Source organism: Dietzia lutea (genome assembly GCF_003096075.1).
GTDB lineage: Bacteria > Actinomycetota > Actinomycetes > Mycobacteriales > Mycobacteriaceae > Dietzia > Dietzia lutea.
Genome location: NZ_CP015449.1, coordinates 2,818,115 through 2,840,733, shown reverse-complemented (window position 1 = coordinate 2,840,733; position 22,619 = coordinate 2,818,115). Strand labels below are relative to the sequence as shown.

Sequence of the window (22,619 nt, the reverse complement as noted above, 5' to 3'; positions counted from 1 at the left end):
GCATAAGCGCGTCGGCTGGCGGACGGATCCGAGATCCACCGGCCCCCGACACCTCCGTCGCCCAACCCCCGGAGCCTCCCGATGTCTGTTGACGCTCGCCCTGCCCGCCCGAGATCTGCGCTCTCCCCGTCGCGGATCGCTCGGGCCGTGACGGTGTTCCTTTCGGCGATCGCCCTCGTCCTTGGCTTGGCGCCTGCGGCGAGTGCGCAGACGGGAACCGCCCGACTAGGGAACTTTGACTTCACGGCGACGCTCGACACTGCGGCAAACGCCCGGGTACCCGGCGCTACGATCCGGATCAACATGCTCGCGCGAAACCACCAGTCCGGCTTCCCGTACACGCCGTCGGTGTTGAACACCTATGGCGTGACGATGCCCAACGGGTTCGAAGGTGTCGGCGGCGGCGGCAGTAATATGGAGAACGTCGGTGCCCACGGTCGAGCCCAGAACAATTTCTGGGGTGGGCAACCCAGTGTCACGGACAGGCCGGTGGCCCGTGGCAGCACTCGCGACGGCTGGCTCACCATGCGGATTCCCGAGAACGTACAGGGCGGCACCGTCTTCCAGTTCGGGATCATGGCCCACCTGGGCACTGGAGGCAGCTGGAACGGCCCTACCAACAACGTCATGCGATTCACCCTCCCGGCCGTGGCCACCACCACGCAGGCCGTTTCCGTCACCCCGTCGACCGGGCGTGTGGGCGAGGACGTCACGCTGTCCACGCGCGTGAGCGCCAACCACGGCACGAACACCCCGACGGGAACTGTCCGCTTCGACGTCGACGGCCAGACCCTCACGGCGAACGTCGTCAACGGGGTCGCCACCACCACGACGTCCTTCTCGACGACCGGCTCCAAGTCGGTCACTGCCACCTACATCCCCGCCAACTCCAGCCAGTGGAACGGCTCCTCACGCAGCGGGACGGTCACTATCCAGAGCGAGGCGACCCGCACCGACTTGACTCTCGACCCGGTTGAGGTCCTCGCCGGCGGGACCGTCCAGGCCTCCGCCAGCGTCACCCCCGCCGGCGCGGAGGGTGACATCGAATTCGCCGCGGGCGGCGACCCCGTCCGCGTGCCCGTCGGTGCCGACGGCACGGCCACGGCCGAGCTTCCCGCCGATACGACCGGCGAGATGACCGTGACCGCCACCTTCATCCCCGCCGACCCGCAGCGCTACACCGAGAGCAGCGACAGCCAGACCGTCGACGTGTTCGAGCAGACCGCCACGTCGACCGAGGTCACCGCGGATGCGGACCCGGTCCACGCCGGGCAGGAGACCACACTCACCGCCAGCGTCAGCCCGTCGAACGCGGCCGGGAGCGTCGAGTTCACCATCGGCGACCAGACCTACCCCGCGACTGTCACGGGCGGCATCGCCACGCTCGGCCACACCTTCACGTCTGCGGGCGAGCACGTCGTCGTCGTCGACTTCACCCCCACCAACACCGACCGCTTCGCACCCAGCACCGGCCAGGTCACTGTCACCGTCGAGGCCGAAGCCACCCAGACCGGTCTGACGCTCGACCCGGTCGAGGTCAGCGCCGGCGGTGACATCAGCGCAACCGCGCAGATCACCCCGGCCGACGCCGACGGCCGGGTGCGCTTCGACTACGGCAACCAGACCCAGACGGTCGACGTCACCGACGGCCAGGCCACCACCACCTTCACCGCCGGCAACGCCGGAACCGGCACCATCACCGCCACCTTCCTCCCCGCCGATCCGGCTCGCTATACGGGAAGCAGCGATACCCAGACGGTCGAGATCGACGCCGAGGCGACCCAGATCGGCCTCACGCTCGACGCGAACGACGTCATCGAGGGGGACATCATCCGCGCCTCCGCGATCGTCACCCCCGCCGGCGCGGAGGGCGCGGTCGAGTTCACCGCCGGGGACACCACCGTCAGCGTGCCCGTGGGTGCCGACGGCACCGCTACCACTGACCTCGAGGCTTCCGCCCCAGGAGCGATGACGGTGACCGCCACTTTCATCCCGGCCGACCCGGAGCGCTACGCAGGCAGCTCGGACATCCGTACCGTGACCGTGCTGGAGCAGGTCGCCACGGCGACCACGCTCGTCGCCGGAGCCGACCCGGTTCGCGCCGACGAGGAGATGACGCTGACCGCGACGGTCACCCCGGCGAACGTGGCGGGCACCATCACCTTCTCCATCGACGGGCAGGAGTACACCGCGACCGTCGAGGGCGGCGTTGCCACTCTGAATCACACCTTCGCCACCGCGGGCCAATACCCGGTCACCGCCGCGTTCGTCCCGACCGACTCCGACCGCTACATCGCAAGTGCCGGCCAGGCCACGGTCAACGTCGAGGTCGAGGCCACACAGACCGCCCTGACCCTCGACCCCGTCGAGGTCACCGCCGGTGGGGAGGTGACCGCCACCGCGCGCATCACCCCGCCCGAGGCCGCCGGCCGGGTCCGCTTCGACTACGGAAGCCGGGCCGAGACCGTCGACGTCGCCGGCGGTGAGGCAACCGCCACGTTCACCGCTGGCAACGCCGGAACCGACACCATCACCGCCACGTTCATCCCCGCCAACCCGCAGCGCTACACCGGGAGCAGCGACGCCCAGACCGTCGACATCACCGCGGAGGCCACGCGAACGGAACTGACCCTCGCTGCCACCGAGGTGGTCGAGGGCAGTACCTTCCAGGCTTCTGCCAGCGTGTCCCCTGCAGGTGCGGAAGGCGAGGTCCAGTTCACGATCGGCGAGATCACTGTCAGCGCTCCCGTCGACGCCGAGGGCACCGCGACCGCAGACCTGGAGGCCCCCCGCCCGGGCGAGGCGACCGTCACCGCCACGTTCGTCCCCGCAGACGCCACCCGGTACATCGGCAGCACGGACAGCCAGACCATCACCGTGATCGAGCAGATCGCCACGTCCACCTCGGTCACGGTCGGCACCGACCAGGTCCGCGTCGGCGAGCAGACCACGCTGACCGCGGCCGTCACCCCGGCGGACACGGCCGGCATCGTGACGTTCACCGTCGGCGGCGAGGAGTACCCGGTAGTGGTCGCCCAGGGAGTGGCCACGCTGGCCCACACCTTCGCCACCGCCGGCGACCACGGCGTCACCGCCGTGTTCACCCCGACAGCCGCGGCCCGGTACTCATCCAGCGGCGACGAGCTCACCGTGATCGTCGAGGCCGAGACCACCCAGACCGACCTCACCCTCGACGCCGTGGAGGTCACCGCAGGCGGGACGGTGCGAGCCTCCGCCACGGTCACCCCGGCGGGTGCCGCAGGAACCATCAGGTTCAGCGCGGGAGTGTCCAGCGTCAGCGTCAGCGTCCCCGTCGCCGGCGACGGCACCGCCACCGCCGAACTCCCGGTCGGAACGGCCGGGCAGGTGACCGTCACCGCCACGTTCATCCCCACCAACGCGGAGCGGTACACCGAGAGCAGCGACAGCCGGAGCGTCGACGTCGCGGCCGAGACCACGCGGACCGAGGTCACCGTGGACACCGACGTCGTCCGGGTAGGCGAGGAGGCCACCTTCACCGCGTCCGTCGCTCCCACCGGCGCGGCCGGGGCGGTCACCTTCACGATCGGCGACGACGAGTTCACCGCCGAGGTTACCGACGGCTCGGCCAGCCTCACGCACACGTTCGCCACGGCAGGTGAGCACGTCGTCGTCGCGGACTTCACCCCCGCCGACCCCGACCGATACGCCTCCAGCACCGGCCGGCTGACCGTCGACGTGGGAGTCGAGGCGGCCGCCGAACCCACCAGCGTGGAACTCGACGCGGGCACGGTCGAGACCGGCGAGGAGATCACTCTCACCGCCACGATCACCCCGTCCGGCGCCGAGGGGCATGTCCGATTCACCGTCGACGGCGACGAGCGCCTCGTCCCGGTGGTCGACGGCGTGGCCCCCCTGGCGTTCACCGCAGGCGAGCGCGGCACCTACACGGTTCGCGCCGAGTTCGTTCCGGCGGATCCCGACGCCTACGCCCCGAGTGCCGTCACGGAGACACTCACCGTGATCGACGACGACGACCCTGGCACCGACCCGGAGGAGCCGGCCACCGGTTCCCTGGGGCTGGTCGGACTGGTGGCGTCGATCGCCATCGGCCTGGGCAGCTCCGGGTCCCTCGGCTCGCTGGGGAGCTAGTCCCCCCGGCCCGTCCGGGCTACGACATCCATGTAGTACCACCCCACCCTGACAGGAGATCCCATGACCACCATCCGACTCGCCACCCGCGCCGCCGCGACAGTCGCAGCCTCAGCAGCCCTCATCGTCGGTGCCGCCGGAGTCGCCTCCGCTGCCACCGTCAGCCACAACGTGGAGGGCAACACCGTGTCCACCACCTTCAAGATCGGGCTCACCGACCTCACGGTCCCGGTCGACGGCTGCGTCGCAGTCGTCGCCGAGCGCGGAGAGGCCGACGGCGTGATCGACCGCATCAAGAACCTCGTCGACCTCGACAACATCGGCGAGACACTTCGGGGCGAGAACACCACGGTCCTGCGTGCCGCGAACGGCTCCCCGGTCGCCTTCCCCGCCGCGTTCGTCCCGGCGACGGTGTCGGCTGACGGTATCGCGGACGGTGTGCACTCGCTGATCACCTACTGCGCGACTGACCACGTTCCGGTGATGCGGACGATCGTCGTGGGGGACGCCCAGAACACCATGGGCAGCATCGTCAGCGACGGTCCCGCCCTCCTCTCTTCCGGAGTGAATCTCCTCTAGCCTTACACCGAGGCAAGCGCTCGCCTCGCTACCGCCCTCCGAAGTGGGCGCCTCGGACACCCGCTCTTCCCCATCACTCAAGGAAACTGGTGGACCGAAGACGTCGTGCTGGCCGTGACCTACGTGATACTCCAGGGCGAGCCGCTCGCCGAGACGGACCTGACGAACTGCGACCGGTGACGGCCCGGATCGGCCCGGGCCGGTGCCCGCGCGCGTACCGTCGAGTTCATGACCACCCTGGTGTTCCTCCCCGGCCTGCACGGCGACGCCCAGACGTGGGCCCCGGTCATCGCCGCCCTGCCTGACGGACTGAGCGGCACGGCGCTCGACCTCCCGGCCGTGGCCGACCTCGATGCGCTCGTCGACGAGGTGGCCGAGCAAATCGCGCACGGCAGCGTGGTGGTCGGGCATTCGCTCGGCGGAGTGGTGGCCATGCATCTGGCCGAGCGGCGCCCGTCATTGCCCACCGGGCTCGTGCTGGTCACCGCTCCCGTCGGCGCCGAGGGCCCGGAGTCCGCGGCGGCTCGGGCCGATCGGGCGGCGGGCCTGAGCCAAGAGGAGTACGAGGAGATCGCCCTCGACGGCATGGAGGCCGTCTACTACGGCGACTGTGGCCACGACCCGCAGGTCCGCGCCGAGCGCCTGCGGGCCGCGCGGGTTTACGGGCCCGAGCGGTTTGCCGCACACTCGGTGGCTATCGGGTCCCGGCCCGACCGCTGGGACTTCCCCGCGAAGGCCTCGTGCCCGGTGCTGATCGTCGGCGCCTCGGATGACCAGGTGGTGCCCACTGAAGACCAACGGAAGTGGGCTGACGCGAATTCTGCGCCGCATGTGAAGTACGTCGAGATCCCGCAGACCGGACACATGCTGCCCGTGGAGACGCCGGGCCAGCTGGCCAGCGTGCTCAGCGACTGGCTCAGCTCCCTCGAGGGCTGACGCGGCCAGACCCGCGGCCGTGTGAGGTTGCGGGTCGGTCGGGGGTGGTGGAGCTCGTCGTCGTCGCCCTTTTTCGACGCTCACCCGTCAGATCGCGGGTGCGATCGGTTCCTCGCGGGACGGAGTGGCGCTGGTAGGTGCGGGGCTCGTGGTGGCGGTCGTGTCGATCCGCTCGGTCGGGTCGGTGGCTCGAGGCTGAGGGGGATTGCTCATCGTGAGCGGTGCCCCGGTGCGGGTCTGAGGGAGCGTCGGCTCGAGGAGGTCGCGGTCCCGCTGGCCGGTGGTGGCGGGGGAGTGGGCGCGGAAGTAGTCGTTGACGTCGGGGCGGTAGAGCAGCGCCAGGATCGCGATGCCGACGAGCGCCACTGCGAGGGAGGTGAGCGACATGAACGTGGGATGCGCGGCGGCCACGATGAGTTCGCCGCTGCCCAGCGCCGCGGCCTGAGGGGCTACCGCGCTCCACAGCCCGATGACCGTGCTGCCCGCCAGAAGTGCGGTGAATATCGCCCGCCCGGCGCGCGAGCCGGCGAAGGTGCAGATCGCGATCGCCGCCCACGCCGTGGCAACCACGAACGAGGTGTCGATGATCCAGCCGGCCGATGACGCCGCTAGGCCCGCCGCCTCGTCGACCGCCGGCCACGAGTCGGTGAGGAAGCGGTTGATCGCCGTGGCCTGCACGACGCCGCGCAGCACGAGCAGCGCCACCAACGCCGCCGACAGCGCCAGGACCCGCCACAGCTGCCAGGGGCGGGAGGTCGGCGGTCGGGTGGGGACGGAGTTGCGGTCGCCGGGCGCGGGCTCGCGACGGATCGGGCCGCTGCGCGGCGCGGGATGGGTGGGGGAGACGGACGTCGGGCGGCTCATGGGGGACACCTCTCGGGACGGCGGCCGCACATCGAGGGGTGGGTCGCGCGGGGTAGGGACGAGGTGATCGTCCGTCGAGGGGTGGACGCGTCGATTGCGTGTAGCGCACCTGATTCTTGCGGCACTCCGGTCGATACGGATCGCGCTCGCGGTTGTTGGCCGGTCAGCCACAGGACGACGACGTCGGTTGGGAGTCCGCGAATGGGTCCTCGCGAGTAGAGCGGTCGCTCCACGGTGGCATATTCACCAAGGTTCAGAATGTCAGGTGAAGTGGCACGTCGTTTTAGGTCGTTTCGGGCAGGGCCATTCACGAACGCGGCAGCCAGGGAGGCGCCGTCGTTAGCTTGTCTGCTGCGCTGCTCGCAGCCGCAATCGCTTAACCGAGGCGGATTGCTCGCCGAATGGGGGCGCCGGGGACACGGCTGAGCTCCTCGGGTATCAGGTCGACTCGTCGCTCTGGCAGCTGATGCAGTGGATCGTACGACTTGTGGCCAGTCGTAGGCGCGCAGCTAGACGTAGGACGCGAACACCCGCGTGCGGAGTCGAGGGGCGCGATAAGCTGCTAAGGGGCAACCGCTGATGACATCGGTGCTTGCGGTTGGCATTTCAGAAATCCCCGCGACTTTCGAAGCTGGATCTTCTGCACGCTGTTAACAAGTGCTCGACCCGGTATAGGCTGCAATGATGAGCGTTGAGATTCTCGATTATGAAGCTGCATACAAGTGGGTTGACGGCACCCCTGCGAAGACCAAGCCGCATCTCTTGCTGGGAAATGGCTTCAGCGTCGCATACGACAAAGACCGGTTTTCGTACGGTGCGCTGTTGGAACATGCTCGGGATCGCCACCGAGTAAGCTCGATGGCGGAAAGCTTCTTCACGCGGTTCGAAACCTGCGACTTCGAAGTGGTTATTCGAAAGATGATGGACGCGGCGACAACGCTCGAAATGCTCGACGCTAGTCGCTACGCTATCGAGATCAGTGTTCTCCGTAAGGAATCGGACGCTCTGAAAGAGCTATTGGCAACTACGCTGGCAGAACTTCATCCAGAGCGGCCGAATAGAATCTCCGACGAAGCGTATAGCAGAGTGGTGGGCTTCATTAAACCGCACTCGAAGGTCTTCACTGCGAATTACGACCTCCTTCTCTACTGGGCGCTTATGCGCGCTGGCGAAGTGGGAAGTTTCGTGGAGAGCGACGACGGATTTCGCGGCCTGGAGCAGGGTGCTGAGTACGTCATTTGGGACTATTTAAATCCTCATAATCAGACGATCTACTACTTGCACGGGGCGCTGCATCTTTACCGCGACATCGCTAGTGCTCAGCTTCAAAAATTGACGTGGGTTCGTACAGACGTTGCGCTCATTGACCAGATTCGATACCAGCTCAGTCGAAATAATTTTCCGCTAATTGTCACCGAGGGAACTAGTACTGACAAGCTAGCTAAGATTCAGACGAGCGACTACTTGTCTAAGGGGCTTAGGTCGCTGGCTGCGGTCGGCGGCGGCCTGCTGGCCTACGGTCTATCGTTCGGGGAGAATGATGCACATATAACTAGTGCGATCGTGAAGTCTAATATCAAGAGAGTCGCTGTTTCGATCTTTGGGGATCCATCTTCTCCCGCTAACCAGCAGACAGTGAAGGCTGCTAACCGTCTTGTCTCTGATAGGAAGTCCGTTAAGCCGAATGTCTCGCTCGACGTTGCGTTTTACGACGCTGAATCGGCGCAACTATGGAAGTGAATATTTAGCTAGCTAACGCAGCTCAGTTACTCGATGGCCGCTCCGAGGTACTGCTCGTATATCTGCTGGTCAGAGTTACGCCCGACGCGCGCTATACAATTCAAACTGTTTCGAGAGGATTCGCGCTTCCTTGCCCGACACGGCTCCGGGAGACTGAAGAGGCGATCCGCCCGCAGAGTCCCCGTTTCGGTCGTAGCGTGATGCCATGGCTGGCATCAGCGCGCGGCGTGTGGTCGTCGCCCTCGACTGTCCTAACGCGCGTGAGCTCGCCGAGTTCTACGCGTCGATGCTCGGCTGGCGGATAAATGGCGGCGAACAGAACCCGGACTGGGTCGACGTCCTGCCGCCAGAAGGTGAGTCGGGCGCGCTCGCGCTCGCCTGCCAGACCGTCCCCGACTTCCGCGCGCCCACCTGGCCGGACGGCCCGGTCCCCGCGCAGGTGCACCTCGACTTCCACGTGAACTCGATCGTGGACTCGGAGCCATCTGTCCTCGCCGCCGGCGCGCGGCGGCACGATCACCAGCCCAGCCTCGACGGGCGCTTTGTGGTGTACCTCGACCCCGTCGGGCACCCGTTCTGCCTCTGCGAGGAGTGAGACCGCGCGGAGCGCGCCGGGCGACGCGGTGGCCCGGGCAGGCGGCACGTCCGGCGATCGCGGGGCTCCACGTCGATGACCCTCTCAGCACGTCCCGCCTCGGCGAGTGATGCGGGGCGCGGGTGGGGATGGCCTTGTCGTCGTCGTCCCGCGGTCTTCCCCCGCCACCCCACGGTGACCCCTCTCTTATCCGGCGACGCTCCGCCGTCCGCGCGGCGCTGCGTAAACCCGTAGCGCTACGGGTACCCGGGGCCGATCGGCGCCGAGACACTGGGCGGTGGAAGCACCAGTCACCAGGAGGGCACTATGACCAGCAGGATTCGACGGGCACTGGCGGGAGGGCTACTGGCCGCGGCCACGGCCACCGGCATCGCTCTGGCGGGAGCGGGCACGGCCAACGCCTATAACTTGCCGCCCGAGCCGACCCATCAGGGGACCGAGGGCGAGCAGGCCTACTACCAGGGCGGCGGCGACCCCACTATCCACCGCTTCACCTGGACCGGCGGCGCGTGGCGCTACGACGGATGCGTCGGCGTCGGCTACTACGAACAAGTGCGGTAATCGCTACTCCCGCAGCCTGTCCTGGGGTTTCGGCTCAGCGGCGGGGCGGGCGCTGATGCGCGCGGCTATGAGGGTGAACGCCCGTAGAGCCACCAGAGGATCGCGTCAGTGGTCCACTCACTGATGGGTTCTTCTCCGGTGGAGCCGTCGCCCCACCGCGGGAGATCCGCGGAACTCCTCGACCGCGGGCGCGGATTCGTCACGCTAGCAGTGAGGGGCGGCCCTCGGAGGGTGCCTCCGCTCCAGCGCGGGCTGACGCTGCTAGTCCCGCGGGCCCTGGGTTCGCGGGTCGGGTGGGGGTGGTGGCGCTCGTCGTCGTCGTGGTGGACCTCGACCCGGTCGGTCATCCGTCTTGTCTGTGTGAGGAGTGAGGCGCGGGCGCGCCGTAGGCCGCGGCGGGTTGCTAGCCAGTGCGACCCGGAGGCTCGACGGCGCGCTCCCTCGCTGCTGCCGTGAACCTCATCATCCGTCCCTGGAGTCAGAGCCTCCCTCCGACCCGGGGCGATCGGGGCCCCGGCGTCGCGACACCGCTACGTGCTCGAACCGCTCGCGCAGGCCGACGATGAGGTTGTCGAGTGCGAACTCGAAGCTCTCGTGGTCGACTTGTGCGGCACGGTCGGCTAGCTTGTGCGCCGATTCCAGGTGCGGGTAGCGGTCGGCGTACACCTGCGGGTCGTCGGCGAAGCCCAATGCGAACGACCCCATCGCTGCACCGAACACCAGGTACTTGCCCGCAGCGCCGATCATGGTCGCTTCCCGGGGCGGCCAGCCGTTCTCGACCAACCCGCCGTGCACCTCCTCCGCCCGCTGCAAAGAGTCCGCCCGGCGCCCCGGTGACGGAGAGATCACCGACACCAGCCGCGGATGAGCGGCGAGCGCCGCGCGCAACGAGCGCGTCCACGACCGGAGGCCGGCCTCCCATCCCAGCTCGAACCCGGAGGTATCGACGTCGGCGAGCACCTCGGCCGTGACCGCGTCGAGCAACTCGTCCTTGGTCGCGTAGTGGAAATACAACGAGGCCGGCGTGACGTCGAGCGCGGCGGCCAGCCGGCGCATGCTCATACCCTCGAGGCCCTCGGCGTCTACGAGGGCGAGCGCGGCGGCGCGGATACGTGGCTGGTCGAGTTTTGCCACGTGCGGTCGGCCCATCACCCTCTCCTTCGCGAATTTTCAGTGACCCAGCGCACAGTACTGTACCGTCGGCCTTAATCGAACGCCGTTTGGTTTGTGCGCCCGCCCCTCCGCACTGCGCGGGCGCGAAGAGAGGAATCAATGCTCCGCACCGTTTTCGACGACGATCACGAGTCGTTCCGCCAGACCCTCCGAGCCTTCATCGAGGCCGAGGTCGTCCCGAACTTCCAGGAGTGGTTCGACGCCGGCATCGTGCCGCGCGAGTTCTACTACAAGCTCGCCGATCTGGGACTGTTCGGCATCAACGTGCCCGAGGAGTACGGCGGCTCCGGGCTCGAGTCGCACAAGTTCGAGGCCATCCAGTACGAGGAGACCATGCGTGCCGGCGTCTCGTTCGGTGGCTCCGGTGTGCACGTGCTGCTGGCGCTGCCCTACCTCAAGATGCTCGCGACCGACGAGCAGAAGCAGCGCTACCTCCCCAAGTTCGTCGCCGGCGAGGAGATGTGGGCCCTGGCCATGACCGAGCCGGGCACCGGCTCGGACCTGGCGGGCATGAAGAGCTCCGCAAAGCTGTCCGAGGACGGCTCGCACTACGTCCTCAACGGCGCGAAGACCTTCATCACGGGTGGCGTCCACGCCGACCGCGTCATCGTCTGCGCCCGCACCGCGCCGCCGCGAGAAGACGACCGTCGCTTCGGCATCTCGCTGTTCGCCGTGGACACCCACTCGGAGGGCTACGCCGTCGGACGCAAGCTCGACAAGGTGGGTCTGCGCACCTCGGACACCGCCGAACTGTCCTTCACCGACGTCAGGGTCCCTGTCGAGGACCTGCTCGGCGAGGAGAACCAGGGCTTCTCCTACCTCGGCCGCAACCTGCCCTCGGAGCGCTGGGGCATCGCCTACGGCGCCTACGCCCAGGCCGCTGCCGCCGTGCGCTTCGCCACGGAGTACACGCAGCAGCGCGAGGTGTTCGGCAAGTCAGTCGCGTCGTTCCAGAACACCAAGTTCGAGCTCGCCGCGTGCCAGGCGAAGGTCGACGCCGCCCAGGCCGTCGCCGACCGGGCGCTCGAGGCGCTGGACGCCGGTGAGCTGACGGCCGCCGAGGCGGCCTCGGCCAAGCTGTTCTGCACCGAGGTGGCGGGCGAGGTCATCGACCGCTGCCTGCAGCTCCACGGTGGCTACGGCTTCATCAACGAGTACCCCATCGCGCGCCTGTACTCCGACAACCGCGTCAACCGCATCTACGGCGGCACCAGCGAGGTCATGAAGACCATCATCGCCAAGAACATGGGGCTGTGATGACGGCGCTCTCCCTTGTTTCCCTCCTCGCCGAACCGGCCCGTCGCCGACCCGACCACGTCGCGCTCGTCGAGGGGCACACCCGGGTCACGTACGCGGAGCTGTGGCATGACGCCCGAGGCGTCGCGGCGGCCCTCGCGGATCGGGGCGTACGCCCCGGTGACCGCGTGGCGCTGCTCGCCCCGAACGTGGTCGGCTTCGTGCGGGCCTATTTCGGCATCCTGGCCGCTGGCGCGGTCGTGGTGCCGGTGCCGACGCTCCTCACGGAACGTGAAGCCGCCCACCTGGTGCGCGACTCCGGTGCCGCCGCGGTGGTCTACCACGCAGCACTCGCCGCCACCGCGGCCGGCGTCGCCCGGGCTACCGGTGCCGAGGCGTACGACGTCGACGAGCTCGACGGGGCCAGCGAGCCCTTGCCGACCTTCATCACGCGACAGGCCGAGGATCTCGCCGTCGTCTTCTACACCAGCGGGACCACGGGAGCGCCCAAGGGCGCCATGCTCACCCATCTCAACCTGGTGATGAACGCGACCACCAACGCCTTCGACGGCAACGGGCTGTCGCCGGATGACGTCGTCATGGGAGTTCTGCCGCTCTTCCACATCTTCGGGCAGAGCGCCGTGATGGGCGCGACCTTCCGTGTCGGCGGCACGCTGATCCTACAGCCGCGCTTCGACGCCGCCGCGGCGCTGGAGATCATGGTGCGCGAGCGGGTGACCCGTTTCCTCGGCGTCCCGACGATGTTCATCCAGCTGCTCCGGGCTGTCGACGGAACCGCCGAGCTGCCGCGGCTGAGGTCGTGTACCTCGGGCGGCGCAGCGATGCCGGTGGCCGTTCTGGAGGAGGTCGAGAAGGTCTTCGACACCCCCGTCTACGAGGGCTACGGGCTCTCGGAGACGTCGCCGACCTCCGCGTTGAACCAGCAGATCTTCGGTACCCGACCGGGCACGGTGGGGCACGCGATCTGGGGGGTCGAGGTCGAGATCACCGATCCGACCGACCTCGATCGGGTCGAGCCGCTGCCGCCAGGAGAGCTCGGAGAGATCGTCGTCCGCGGGCACAACGTCTTCGCCGGCTACCTCGACCGCCCCGACGCCACCGCCGAGGTCATGGTCGACGGCTGGTTCCGCACCGGCGACATCGGTACCAAGGACCGCGAGGGGTTCGTCACCGTGGTCGACCGGAGTAAAGATCTCATCATCCGTAGCGGCTACAACGTGTACCCGCGAGAGGTCGAAGAGGTGCTCGCCCGGCATCCGAGTGTCGACCAGGTCGCCGTCATCGGCGTCCCCGATCCCGAGCGGGGCGAGGAGGTCTGCGCCGCCATCGTCCCGAAGCCCGGGAGCGACGTCGACTCCGACCAGTTCGTCGCCTGGGCCAGGGAGCACCTGGCCCACCACAAGTACCCCCGAGTGGTCCATCTCCTCCCGGAACTCCCGATGGGGCCTTCCCAGAAGATCCTCAAGCGGGAGTTGCGGGCCCGGCTCGCCCACTGAACTCGTCGTGCGCTGCCGGTGAACCGGGATCCCCGGCAGCGCACCGGGCGTCAGGCCCCACCCCTGCCGGAGGCCACGGCGAGGTCATGGGCGATGATCGCGAGCTCGAGCAACAGCCTGCCGCGCGGCTCCTGCAGGTCGCAGCCGGTCAGCCCCACCAGCTGACGGCTGCGATACATCACGGTGTTGCGGTGGCAGAACAGCTCCCCGGCCGCGGACGTGGCCGAGCCGCCGTGGCGCAGCAACGCCCGGAGGGTCTCCAGCAGCGTCGTGCGCTGGTGATCCGGCAACGCCAGTACCGGGCCGAGCACCTGTTCCTCGATCATCGCCCCGACCTCGGGGCTCGTCTCGAGCAGAAGCTCCGGCAGCCGGGCCGAGGCCCACACGAGACGCTGCTCGCCTGCCGAGAGCGTGGCCGCGGCGCGTGCGGCGAGCCGGAACGCGGCGGCGGTCCCCGCCATACCGTGGCGTGCCAGGGCCACGCCGACTCGGCCTGCGACCGCCGGGCGGAGCACATCAGTCAGCCACGCCTCGTCGACGCCCTGGAGAGTGACCACGCCGTAGAGGGCGCCGTCGCGCACGCCCCACCGGGAGGTCCCGCCCATCCGCTCGACGCGGTCCTCGGGGTGGCGCAGGGGTTCGCTGCGCGTGTCCTCCAGGATCGCGACGACGCACGCGAGGGGAACGTTGGGACGGATGCCCAGTATCTCCTCGGCCTGGGTGGCGAACTCCGGACTCGAGGCCCGGCCTTCGAGCAGGCCGGCGAGGTAGTTCTCCTGCCGACGCAGGTCCCGCAACTCCTGCCTGGCGACCTCACGGCGGTAGGCCTCGCTCATCACCTCGCTCTGGATCCCGAGGTCCCGCCACAGCCGGCGGCCTGCGGCCAACAGCTCCTCGGTGGAGACGTCGGCCCGACCCTCCCGCACACGCTCAGTCATGGCCTCCCACAGGGCCAGGTTTCCGGTGGTGTACGCGGACAGCACCGCCTCCAGGGGTACGCCCTGGCGCGCCCGCTCAATGCCTGTCGCCCGCCACACGTCGGCCACCCTGACCTCGCGCCCCGCGTCGTCGACCTGGCCGCCGAGCCGCTTCAGTCCCCGCCGGACGTGCTCGCGGATGCTACGCCGCAGCACGGCCCGCAACTCCGGGGTCGACCAACCGGAGACCGAGTCCTTGGCGACCATCGTGGCGGAGATCTCGTCCGCGATGCGGTCGGAATCCTCCAACATCTCGGCCCACGCCGCCTTGAGTCGATCCTCGCGTCCCGACTCGGCGAGAGCGTCCGTCGTCATCCCGTCCATTTCTCCAGAATCTCACGCGGCGCACAGGAGAGACCCCCTTTTGGGCCGCTCGCGCACCGGGTGCTCAACCAGATTTGTGCTCGGCGCCCATAGCGCCCGTGTGATCTGCAACACATACTGGGCGCGGCGTCCCTACCGCCGTCGAGAAACGAGCGCTCGGGCGGGCCCCCGGACGAACCACAAACGACCAGGAGTGCCGATTGAACACCGCCAGAATCGTCGAACCGGACATCCCCCGGACCGCAACCCATGACTCGCTCTTCAGCATGAGCGACATCGACGTGCGCTTCGGCGGGATCCGCGCCCTCAGCGGCGTCTCGCTCGACGTGCGACCCCGGACAGTGCAGGGCGTCATCGGCCCCAACGGCGCCGGCAAGACCACCCTGTTCAACGTCGCCTGCGGCTTCATCCAGCCGCAGGAGGGATCGCTGTCCTGGAAGGGGGAGCGGCTCGCCCGCCTCCGCCCACATCAATTGGCAGGGCTCGGTATCTCCCGCACACTGCAGGGCCTGGGCCTGTTCGAGAACATCACCGTGCTCGAGAACGTCATGGTCGGGCTGGACCGGCACGCCCGGTCCGGGTTCTTCGCGGGACTGCTCGGCGTCGGCCGCAGCAGCCGCGAGGAACTGGCCCTGCGCGAACGGGCCATGAGCATTCTCGAGGAACTGGGGATCGACGCCCACGCCGACCGGCTTCCGCCGTCGCTTCCCTATGCCATCTGTAAGCGCGTCGCCCTAGCCCGCGCGGTCGCGGTCGAACCGGAGTTGCTGCTGCTCGACGAACCGGCCTCCGGGTTGTCCAATGCGGAGATGGACGAGCTGGGCGACCTCATCCGCGCCCTCAGCGACCGGATGGCCGTGATGCTCGTCGAGCACCACATGGACCTCGTGATGGCCGTGTGCGACGAGATCGTCGTGCTCGACTTCGGCCGCCGGATCGCCCGCGGCACCCCGGCGGAGGTCCAGAACGACCCGGCCGTCGTCGCCGCCTACCTGGGCGAGACGGTCGGGGACGAGGGAACAGCCGCATCCTCCCCCGAGGACGGTGAGTGATCAGTGCTGACCATCGAGGACCTGACCGTCGATTACGGCCCCGCGACCGCCCTGCGGGATGTCGGCTTCACCGCCGAGAGCGGCCGGATCACCGCCGTGCTCGGCGCCAACGGCGCCGGCAAGACGACGCTTCTGCGCACCATCTCCGGGCTCGTGCGCGCCCGATCCGGACGGATCACCCTGGACGGAGAGGACATCACGAGGCTTCCGGTCGAAGCCATGCCCCCGCGTGGGCTCTCACAGGTTCCCGAGGGCCGCGGTGTCATCACGGAACTGACCGTCGACGAGAACCTCCGGCTGGGCGGGATGGGACGTGCTGACCGGTCGAAGCCCGCGGACATCGAGCGCATCTACCAGATGTTCCCCGTGCTGAGCGAGCGCAGAGACGCCCAGGCGCTCGTCCTCTCCGGAGGCGAGCGACAGATGCTCGTCATCGGACGCGCCCTGATGGCCACCCCGAAGATGCTCCTGCTCGACGAACCATCGCTCGGGCTCGCGCCGCGCATCGTCGCCCAGATCTTCGCGACTCTGCGCCGACTGTCCGTCGAGGAGGGGCTCACCGTCCTGCTGGTCGAGCAGAACGCTCGCTCCGCGCTGTCCATCGCCGACCACGGGGTGGTCCTCAACCTCGGCTCCGTCGTGGTTCAGGACGATGCCTCCGCCCTCGCCGCCGACAGCACACTCCGCCACGCCTACCTCGGTTTCTGACCGAGCGTGCCGGAAGCGACCATGAAAGACAGGAGTCTCACGTGCATCAGTTCGTGAACATCGTGCTGAACGGGTTGTCCCTCGGGATGATCTATGCGGCCTTCGCACTCGCGCTGGTCCTCATCTACCGCGCGACCCGGATCATCAACTTCGCCCAGGCCCCCATGGCCATGGTCTCCACCTTCATCGCCCTGACCGTGATCGAGGCGGGGGGCTCGTACTGGCTCGCCCTGGCGGTGGCCCTGGTCTCCGGCTTCGTGCTGGGGGCCGTCGTGGAGCGCGTGATCGTGCGCCCGGTGGAAGGCAAATCCCCCATCAACGCCGTCATCCTCACCCTTGGCCTCTTCACCGCACTGCATGCTCTCGCGGCCATCGTCTTCGGGTCGGACTTCCGCTCCTTCCCCGCGCCCTTCGGGATGCGGGGCTTCCAGATAGGCGAGCAGACCTATGCGCTGACGGGCTTCGGGATCTTCACGATCCTCTCCGTGCTCACCGTCATGGTTGTGCTCCTGCTGCTCTTCCAGCGCACCACGCTCGGTCTGAAGATGCGCGCCTCCGCCTTCAACCAGGAGATCGCCCGGCTGCTGGGAGTGCGGGTCGGGCGGATGCTCACCCTCGGTTGGGCACTGGCCGGCACGGTCGGCGCGCTCTCGGGAGTGCTCATCGCGGGCGGCAACTTCATCCACCCCGCCTATATGGACGCCGTCGTCGTCTACGGCTTCGCCGCCGCCGTGATCGGCGGACTCGACAGTGCCGTCGGCTCCGTGGTCGGTGGCCTCGCCCTGGGCATCGTCTTCAGCATCGTGGCCGGATACGCGGGCAGTCAGCTGCTACCGCTCACCGCCTTCGCGGTCCTCATCGCCGTCCTGCTGCTCAAGCCGGACGGCATCTTCTCCCGCACGGCCACGAGGAGGGTCTGACACATGTTGAAAGCCCGTACCCCCGCCCTCGCGCCCGTCCTGGGCCGCGCCCGGCATCGGCTGCGCGCCTCCCCCTTGCTGCGACATCTGCTGCTGGCTCTGGTCGGCCTGCTCTTGGTGGTCCTCGTGATCGAGTCCGTCAGCTCATTCCGGCAGGTTCAGCTGGCCACCATGGCCTACACCGGAATCGCCGCCGGCGGGCTGAGCCTGCTCCTCGGACTGTCCGGGCAGCTCTCCCTCGGCCACGGCGCCTTCATGGCGATCGGGGCGTACACCACTGCTCTGCTACTCCAGGACGCCGACCGGGCGCTGCCGCTGCCGGTGGTGCTGCTCATCGCAACCGCCGTCACGCTCGCCGTGGGCGCGGTGATCGGCGTGGCCGCCGCCCGGTTGCACGGTCCGTACGTCGCCGGCGTGACGCTGGCCCTGGCGGTCGCCGTGCCGGGCATCGCCCTCTACTTCTCCGACAGTCTCGGTGGCGACCAAGGCCTCAACGTCCGAGTCCCGGACGTACCGGCCTGGTTCGAGAACGTCATGTTCTTCATCACGGGTCAAGAGATCACAGGTTCCAAGTACGTCGCCTATGTCGGCTGGTTCGCGCTCATCGGGGTGTTCTTCCTGCTGGCCAACCTGGCCGCCAGCCGGACCGGTCGGCGGTGGCGGGCCGGCCGTGACGACGGCGTGGCGGCCGAACTCGCCGGGATCAACGTCGGTCGGGATCGGGTGATCGCCTTCGTGGTCTCGACCGGCTGCGCGGGCCTGGCGGGCGGTGTCATGGCTCTGGTGGTCCGGCTGACGGCACCCGCCGGGTTCGGCCTCACCCTCTCGCTCGCACTCCTGGCCGGCGTGGTCATCGGGGGGTTGGGCTCGCTCACCGGTGCGCTCGTCGGCGCCGCCATCCTGACGTTCCTGCCCCAGCTGACCACCAACGCCGGCCTCGGTCTCGGACTGTCCTCCCTGCAGGCGGCGGAACTGGCCACTCTCACCTACGGCCTGACTCTGATGATCGTGATCCTCATCGCGCCGCGCGGGATCGTCGGGTCGATCCGTGCCCGCCTGCGGTCGGGGCGAGAACGCCGCGCAGCCGCCGGCTGATCCCGGACCTGACCCGGTGATCACGACTCCGTCCGATTCGAACTCCACTTTCCGAACCCCCACACAAGGAGCACAAGTCCGATGAAACGTAGTTCTCGACTCGTCACCGCCATGACGAGCCTCGTCCTGACCGCAGGCATGGTCACCGCGTGCGGGGCCGGCGGACGTTCCGCCGACGGCGCCGGCGACGGCGCGACCGCCGAGACCGGGATCACCGAGGAGTCCGTCAAGATCGGCGGGCACTTCCCTCTCACCGGCGTGGCAGCACCCGGCTACAGCGAAATCCCCGTCGGAGCGACCGCGTACTTCGATTACGTCAACGCCAACGGCGGCGTCCACGGTCGGCAGATCGACTACCTCTACCGGGACGATGCCTACAATCCGACCAACACCAGCTCGGTCGTCAACGAACTCGTCCTCCAGGACGAGGTCTTCGCCATGGTCGGTGGCGTCGGGACCGCGACGCACGGCGCCGTGGTCGACTTCCTCAACGACGAGGAGGTGCCCGATCTCTTCGTCTCCTCGGGCTCCCTGCAGTGGGGCGACGATCCCGAGGACCGTCCCTGGACGTTCGGCTGGCAACCCGACTATGAGGTCGAGGCGAAGATCGCGGCCCAGTGGATCAAGGAGAACCACCCGGACGCCCGCGTGGGCATGCTCGTCCAGGACGACGACATGGGCCGCGACGGTGAGGCCGGAGTCCGGCGACTCATCGACGACCAGATCGTCGCGGTCGAGCGCTACACCTCGGGCAACACCGACATCGTGCCGCAGATGACCAACTTGAAGGCCTCCGGGGCGGACTTCGTCATCGGATTCACCGTGCCGGCCTACAGCGCCCTCAGCCAGCTCGCGGCCCAGCGCCTCAATTACGACCCCGAATGGTTCTACGCGTCCATCGGTGGCGACACCCAGCTCGTGGGCCAGCTGCTGTCCGAGTTCTCCGAGGGCGCGGTCCAGGACGGCTCGACCATGCTCGACGGCGCCTACACCGCCGACTACCTCCCGACGACCGAAGAGCCGGACAACGAGTGGACCCAGTTGTGGCAGAACGTGTGGGCCGAGCACGGCGAGGGCGAGCTGACGAACTACCACATCTACGGGATGTCCTACGCCTACACCTTCGTCCAGGCGCTTCAGGCCGCCGGCCCGGATCCCACCCGCCAGGGCGTCGTCGACGTGCTCAAGGAGCGCGGCAGCGAGTTCGAGGGCCCGCAGCTCGCCCCGTTCCGCTACTCCGAGGACTCCCACCTGGGCATCTCGGGCGTGGCGATCTCGGTGGTCCGCGGTGACGTCGCAGAGCCCATCACACCCACCTACATCACGGACATCGGCGATGCCCCGATCGAGGAGGTGGATGCGCCACACGCCCCGCCGCCGGCCAACGGCATCCCCGAAGCCGCGGAGTGAGACCGAGGTCCGCTGCATCCACGCACCTGACGGAGCGGGTCCCGGTGCGTGGGTGAGCGGGGCCGGTCGGGGAGTGACCGCGGCGATGTCGTCGGTGTGCCCACGGCGTCGCGGACGGCCGGTATTAGGGTGTGACCATGCTCGACGACGACAACGCCGAGTTTGCGGTTCCCGGGCTGGTGGATAGCGAGAAGCTCGGACACCAGCCGCAGACGGCTCGCGGTAAACGGACGAGGGACCGTCTCATTTCGGGTGCCCGTACCGTGTTCGAACGCGACGGATTCGTGGAGTCCAGGCTCGTGGACATCGTCACCGAGGCACAGTGCTCGATCGGCAGCTTCTACACGTGGTTCGACAGTAAAGAAGAGATCTTCGCCGCCGTGCTGCACGAAGCGCAGAACGATATGCTCCACCCGGGAACCGGGAGAATCGAGGAGGCCGACGACCCGGTCGCGATCATCCTCGCCAGCAACAGGGCGTACTTCGAGGCGTATGAACGGAACGCCAAGCTCAACCAGCTGCTCCATCAGGTCGCCGCGGTGGACCCGCGCTTCCGTGCGGTGCGGAAAGCGCGCTCCGACGCTTTCGTGTCGAGGAATGCGAGGGCGATCGCCGATCTGCAGAGGCGCGGATTGGCAGACGTCAAAGTCGATGCCAGGCTCGCCGCCATCTCGCTGTCCGCCATGGTGGGTCGGCTCGCGAGCGAAGCCTTCGTCTTCGGGATCGATCACGATATCGATGTATTGGTCGAGACCGCTACGCGACTGTGGACCAACGCGCTGGGCCTCACCGCTCCCGAGTTCGCGAGGCGGTCGGAGTGAGCGTCGCTTCCTAGCGGGTGATGTTGACCCCGCCGTCGACCACCAGGGCGCTGCCGACGACGTAGTCGCCGGCATCGGAAGCGAGATAGATCGCCGCGCCCGCCATGTCCTCGGGTTTGCCGATGCGACCGGAGGGGATTCCGGTCCTCACCTCGTCGGCGTTGTCCCGGGCGTTCTTGTTCATCTCCGACGCGAACGCGCCGGGCGAGATCGCGCTGACGATGATCCCCTCGGGCGCGAGTCTGACGGCCATACGCTTTGTCAGGTGGATCACCCCGGCCTTGCTCGCCTGGTAGGAGTACGTTTCCCAGGGGTTGAGGGACATTCCGTCGATCGAGGCGATGTTGATGACCTTCGCGAGGTGGCCTCCCCGGCGGTGGGCCTCGAGAAGCAGGTCATGTGCCTTCTGCGTCAGAAAGAAGGGCGCCTTGACGTTGAGGTTCATGACCTTGTCCCACCCGGACTCGGGGAACTCGTCGAACGGCGCACCCCACGCTGCCCCGGCGTTGTTGACCAGGATGTCGAGATGGTCTTCGTGTGATCGGAATGCGGAGAGCAGTCCCTCCATCCCGTCGAGTGTGGAGACGTCGGCCGGGAGGGCGACGCAAGGCCCGAACTCCGACAGTTCGCGCGCGGCGGTCTCCGCGGCCTCGGCCTTCCGTGCCGAGATGTAGACGCGTGCGCCCTGTCCGAGCAATCCCTCGGCGATCATGCGACCGATCCCCCGGGAACCGCCGGTCACCAGAGCGACGCGGCCTTCGAGTGAGAACAGGGACTTCGGATCCATAACCGTCCTTGGAGTCGGGGTGGCAATCGGCTCGCAGACGCGGCGCCGCGCAACACAGGGGACGCTAGCGGAACCTGAAGCCGGATTCAACAATAATGTGAATCCGGGTTCGGGTTGTTTGTTAGCGTCCGTGGAGACAGCCGACAGAGACATTTTCCCGGAGCCCCAGGAGTTGCCATGCCCACGTACTCGAAGGAAGTCCGACTAGCGCAGCGCCCCGAGGGTTATCCGGATAGCAGCACCTGGGACGTTGCCGAGGTGGAGGTGCCCGAGCCCGGACCGGGCGAGTTCGTCGTCCGAGTCGAGCTCATCTCGCTCGATCCGGCGATGCGGGGCTGGCTCAACGACGTTCGTTCGTACGTGCCGCCGGTAGGAATCGGTGAGGTGATGCGCGCCCTTGCCGCCGGAACGGTGACCGCCTCGAAGCATGACGGCTACGCGGTGGGCGACGTCGTCAGTGGCACGTTCGGCGTGCGCGAGTACGCCGTTTCCGACGGGGCCGGGGTGTCGCGGCTCGATCTCGACCGCGCGCCCATGGAGACGTGGCTCGGTGCGCTCGGGATGCCCGGGATGACGGCGTACTTCGGGCTCACCGACGTCGGTGCCGTCGCACCCGGCGACACGGTGTTGGTGTCCGCCGCCGCCGGTGCGGTCGGGAGCATCGTGGCACAGCTCGCCAAGGCCAGGGGGTGCCGGGTCATCGGCGTGGCCGGCGGACAGGAGAAGGCGGAATGGCTGCGCGGTCTCGGCCTCGATGCGGTCATCGACCGCCGCGAGGGAGACCTGCTCAAGCAGGTCCGGACAGCGGCTCCCGATGGCGTGGACATCTATTTCGACAATGTGGGCGGAGAACTCCTCGACGCCGCGCTGGCGAACCTCGCCCGCGGTGCACGCGTGGTCCTGTGTGGCGCGGTCTCCGCGTACAACGAGGAGTCCCTGCCCGAAGGTCCGCGGCGCTATATGTCGCTCCTGGTCTTCCGGGCGCGGATGGAGGGCTTCGTGGTCTTCGACTATCGGGACCGCTACGGGGAAGCCGTCGACGCGATCGCCGGTCTCATCGACGAGGGCCGGTTGGTCGCCGCCGAAACCGTTCTCGACGGGGGTGTCGAGGCCTTTCCCGAGGCCCTGCTCGGCCTGTTCGAGGGCGTCAACACCGGCAAGCTCCTGCTCAAGGTCTGAGCCGGTCCATTAGA

The 22,619-nt window shown here is 68.2% G+C and carries 19 protein-coding genes; 15 read left to right on the top strand and 4 right to left on the bottom strand.

Going from position 1 to position 22,619, the window contains the following annotated elements:
- The first annotated feature begins 303 nt into the window (after positions 1–303).
- The 3 genes from A6035_RS13030 (at position 304) to A6035_RS13020 (ending at position 5,646) form a co-directional block, all read left to right on the top strand.
- Positions 304–4,131 (top strand): beta strand repeat-containing protein, encoded by a 3,828-nt coding sequence (locus tag A6035_RS13030; RefSeq protein WP_159149304.1) that lies wholly within the window; start codon positions 304–306, stop codon positions 4,129–4,131.
- Between the two features lie 63 nt (positions 4,132–4,194).
- Positions 4,195–4,710 (top strand): hypothetical protein, encoded by a 516-nt coding sequence (locus tag A6035_RS13025; protein ID WP_108848130.1) that lies wholly within the window; start codon positions 4,195–4,197, stop codon positions 4,708–4,710.
- Positions 4,711–4,938: 228 nt separating this feature from the next.
- Positions 4,939–5,646 (top strand): alpha/beta fold hydrolase, encoded by a 708-nt coding sequence (locus tag A6035_RS13020; protein ID WP_108848129.1) that lies wholly within the window; start codon positions 4,939–4,941, stop codon positions 5,644–5,646.
- A gap of 87 nt (positions 5,647–5,733) precedes the next feature.
- On the opposite strand, the gene A6035_RS13015 is transcribed toward A6035_RS13020, so the two are convergent.
- Positions 5,734–6,510 (bottom strand): hypothetical protein, encoded by a 777-nt coding sequence (locus A6035_RS13015; protein WP_108848128.1) that lies wholly within the window; start codon positions 6,508–6,510, stop codon positions 5,734–5,736.
- A gap of 684 nt (positions 6,511–7,194) precedes the next feature.
- Between A6035_RS13015 and A6035_RS13010 the strand changes: the two genes are divergently transcribed.
- The 3 genes from A6035_RS13010 to A6035_RS13000 all read left to right on the top strand — a co-directional run bounded on the left by A6035_RS13010 (position 7,195) and on the right by A6035_RS13000 (position 9,406).
- Entirely contained in the window at positions 7,195–8,250 is a 1,056-nt protein-coding gene (locus tag A6035_RS13010; RefSeq protein WP_159149305.1) for a DUF4917 family protein, read from the top strand.
- A gap of 205 nt (positions 8,251–8,455) precedes the next feature.
- Positions 8,456–8,845 carry a VOC family protein gene (locus tag A6035_RS13005; RefSeq protein WP_108848126.1) on the top strand — a complete coding sequence of 130 codons (390 nt, stop codon included), beginning with the start codon at positions 8,456–8,458 and terminating at the stop codon, positions 8,843–8,845.
- Positions 8,846–9,151: 306 nt separating this feature from the next.
- The gene (locus A6035_RS13000; RefSeq protein ID WP_108848125.1) at positions 9,152–9,406 is read left to right on the top strand and encodes a hypothetical protein; all 255 of its coding nucleotides are present in this window, start codon (positions 9,152–9,154) and stop codon (positions 9,404–9,406) included.
- 462 nt (positions 9,407–9,868) lie between these two features.
- Here the strand turns inward: A6035_RS13000 and A6035_RS12990 are convergent, their stop codons facing one another.
- Positions 9,869–10,555: a TetR/AcrR family transcriptional regulator gene (locus tag A6035_RS12990; RefSeq protein WP_108848123.1), complete on the bottom strand. Its 687-nt coding sequence runs from the start codon at positions 10,553–10,555 to the stop codon at positions 9,869–9,871.
- Between the two features lie 123 nt (positions 10,556–10,678).
- On the opposite strand from A6035_RS12990, the gene A6035_RS12985 reads away from it, so the two are divergent.
- Together A6035_RS12985 and A6035_RS12980 are read left to right on the top strand one after the other, a co-directional pair.
- A complete protein-coding gene (locus A6035_RS12985) occupies positions 10,679–11,836 on the top strand; it encodes an acyl-CoA dehydrogenase family protein (RefSeq protein WP_108848122.1) in 1,158 nt (385 codons plus the stop codon).
- Complete coding sequence (locus A6035_RS12980) at positions 11,836–13,332, top strand: long-chain-fatty-acid--CoA ligase (RefSeq protein WP_108848121.1); 1,497 nt, start codon at positions 11,836–11,838, stop codon at positions 13,330–13,332. Before A6035_RS12985 ends, A6035_RS12980 begins: the two co-directional genes overlap by 1 nt.
- Positions 13,333–13,382: 50 nt before the next feature.
- Here A6035_RS12980 and A6035_RS12975 read toward each other — a convergent pair whose 3' ends face one another.
- On the bottom strand, positions 13,383–14,624 hold the full coding sequence (locus A6035_RS12975) for an RsbRD N-terminal domain-containing protein (RefSeq protein ID WP_159149306.1): 1,242 nt from the start codon (positions 14,622–14,624) through the stop codon (positions 13,383–13,385).
- A gap of 209 nt (positions 14,625–14,833) precedes the next feature.
- Between A6035_RS12975 and A6035_RS12970 the strand changes: the two genes are divergently transcribed.
- The 6 genes from A6035_RS12970 to A6035_RS12945 all read left to right on the top strand — a co-directional run bounded on the left by A6035_RS12970 (position 14,834) and on the right by A6035_RS12945 (position 20,639).
- On the top strand, positions 14,834–15,685 hold the full coding sequence (locus tag A6035_RS12970) for an ABC transporter ATP-binding protein (RefSeq protein ID WP_235026579.1): 852 nt from the start codon (positions 14,834–14,836) through the stop codon (positions 15,683–15,685).
- Between the two features lie 3 nt (positions 15,686–15,688).
- Positions 15,689–16,393: an ABC transporter ATP-binding protein gene (locus tag A6035_RS12965; protein ID WP_108848119.1), complete on the top strand. Its 705-nt coding sequence runs from the start codon at positions 15,689–15,691 to the stop codon at positions 16,391–16,393.
- Positions 16,394–16,434: 41 nt separating this feature from the next.
- Positions 16,435–17,313: a branched-chain amino acid ABC transporter permease gene (locus A6035_RS12960; RefSeq protein ID WP_108848118.1), complete on the top strand. Its 879-nt coding sequence runs from the start codon at positions 16,435–16,437 to the stop codon at positions 17,311–17,313.
- Between the two features lie 3 nt (positions 17,314–17,316).
- Positions 17,317–18,408 (top strand): branched-chain amino acid ABC transporter permease, encoded by a 1,092-nt coding sequence (locus A6035_RS12955; protein ID WP_108848117.1) that lies wholly within the window; start codon positions 17,317–17,319, stop codon positions 18,406–18,408.
- A gap of 81 nt (positions 18,409–18,489) precedes the next feature.
- Positions 18,490–19,818, top strand: a complete 1,329-nt coding sequence (locus A6035_RS12950; RefSeq protein WP_108848116.1) for an ABC transporter substrate-binding protein — start codon at positions 18,490–18,492, stop codon at positions 19,816–19,818.
- 137 nt (positions 19,819–19,955) lie between these two features.
- Positions 19,956–20,639, top strand: a complete 684-nt coding sequence (locus A6035_RS12945; RefSeq protein WP_108849278.1) for a TetR/AcrR family transcriptional regulator — start codon at positions 19,956–19,958, stop codon at positions 20,637–20,639.
- Between the two features lie 10 nt (positions 20,640–20,649).
- Here A6035_RS12945 and A6035_RS12940 read toward each other — a convergent pair whose 3' ends face one another.
- Entirely contained in the window at positions 20,650–21,426 is a 777-nt protein-coding gene (locus A6035_RS12940; RefSeq protein WP_108848115.1) for a glucose 1-dehydrogenase, read from the bottom strand.
- Between the two features lie 177 nt (positions 21,427–21,603).
- On the opposite strand from A6035_RS12940, the gene A6035_RS12935 reads away from it, so the two are divergent.
- Positions 21,604–22,605 (top strand): NADP-dependent oxidoreductase, encoded by a 1,002-nt coding sequence (locus A6035_RS12935; RefSeq protein ID WP_108848114.1) that lies wholly within the window; start codon positions 21,604–21,606, stop codon positions 22,603–22,605.
- Positions 22,606–22,619: the final 14 nt, after the last annotated feature.

What these genes read in the sequence shown, in the direction of transcription:
- A6035_RS13030 (WP_159149304.1), top strand. Translation starts at nt 304, where the DNA reads ATGCTCGCGCGAAACCACCAGTCCGGCTTCCCGTACACGCCGTCGGTG.
- A6035_RS13025 (WP_108848130.1), top strand. Translation starts at nt 4,195, where the DNA reads ATGACCACCATCCGACTCGCCACCCGCGCCGCCGCGACAGTCGCAGCC.
- A6035_RS13020 (WP_108848129.1), top strand. Translation starts at nt 4,939, where the DNA reads ATGACCACCCTGGTGTTCCTCCCCGGCCTGCACGGCGACGCCCAGACG.
- A6035_RS13015 (WP_108848128.1), bottom strand. Translation starts at nt 6,510, where the DNA reads ATGAGCCGCCCGACGTCCGTCTCCCCCACCCATCCCGCGCCGCGCAGC.
- A6035_RS13010 (WP_159149305.1), top strand. Translation starts at nt 7,195, where the DNA reads ATGAGCGTTGAGATTCTCGATTATGAAGCTGCATACAAGTGGGTTGAC.
- A6035_RS13005 (WP_108848126.1), top strand. Translation starts at nt 8,456, where the DNA reads ATGGCTGGCATCAGCGCGCGGCGTGTGGTCGTCGCCCTCGACTGTCCT.
- A6035_RS13000 (WP_108848125.1), top strand. Translation starts at nt 9,152, where the DNA reads ATGACCAGCAGGATTCGACGGGCACTGGCGGGAGGGCTACTGGCCGCG.
- A6035_RS12990 (WP_108848123.1), bottom strand. Translation starts at nt 10,555, where the DNA reads ATGGGCCGACCGCACGTGGCAAAACTCGACCAGCCACGTATCCGCGCC.
- A6035_RS12985 (WP_108848122.1), top strand. Translation starts at nt 10,679, where the DNA reads ATGCTCCGCACCGTTTTCGACGACGATCACGAGTCGTTCCGCCAGACC.
- A6035_RS12980 (WP_108848121.1), top strand. Translation starts at nt 11,836, where the DNA reads ATGACGGCGCTCTCCCTTGTTTCCCTCCTCGCCGAACCGGCCCGTCGC.
- A6035_RS12975 (WP_159149306.1), bottom strand. Translation starts at nt 14,624, where the DNA reads ATGACGACGGACGCTCTCGCCGAGTCGGGACGCGAGGATCGACTCAAG.
- A6035_RS12955 (WP_108848117.1), top strand. Translation starts at nt 17,317, where the DNA reads ATGTTGAAAGCCCGTACCCCCGCCCTCGCGCCCGTCCTGGGCCGCGCC.
- A6035_RS12950 (WP_108848116.1), top strand. Translation starts at nt 18,490, where the DNA reads ATGAAACGTAGTTCTCGACTCGTCACCGCCATGACGAGCCTCGTCCTG.
- A6035_RS12945 (WP_108849278.1), top strand. Translation starts at nt 19,956, where the DNA reads ATGCTCGACGACGACAACGCCGAGTTTGCGGTTCCCGGGCTGGTGGAT.
- A6035_RS12940 (WP_108848115.1), bottom strand. Translation starts at nt 21,426, where the DNA reads ATGGATCCGAAGTCCCTGTTCTCACTCGAAGGCCGCGTCGCTCTGGTG.
- A6035_RS12935 (WP_108848114.1), top strand. Translation starts at nt 21,604, where the DNA reads ATGCCCACGTACTCGAAGGAAGTCCGACTAGCGCAGCGCCCCGAGGGT.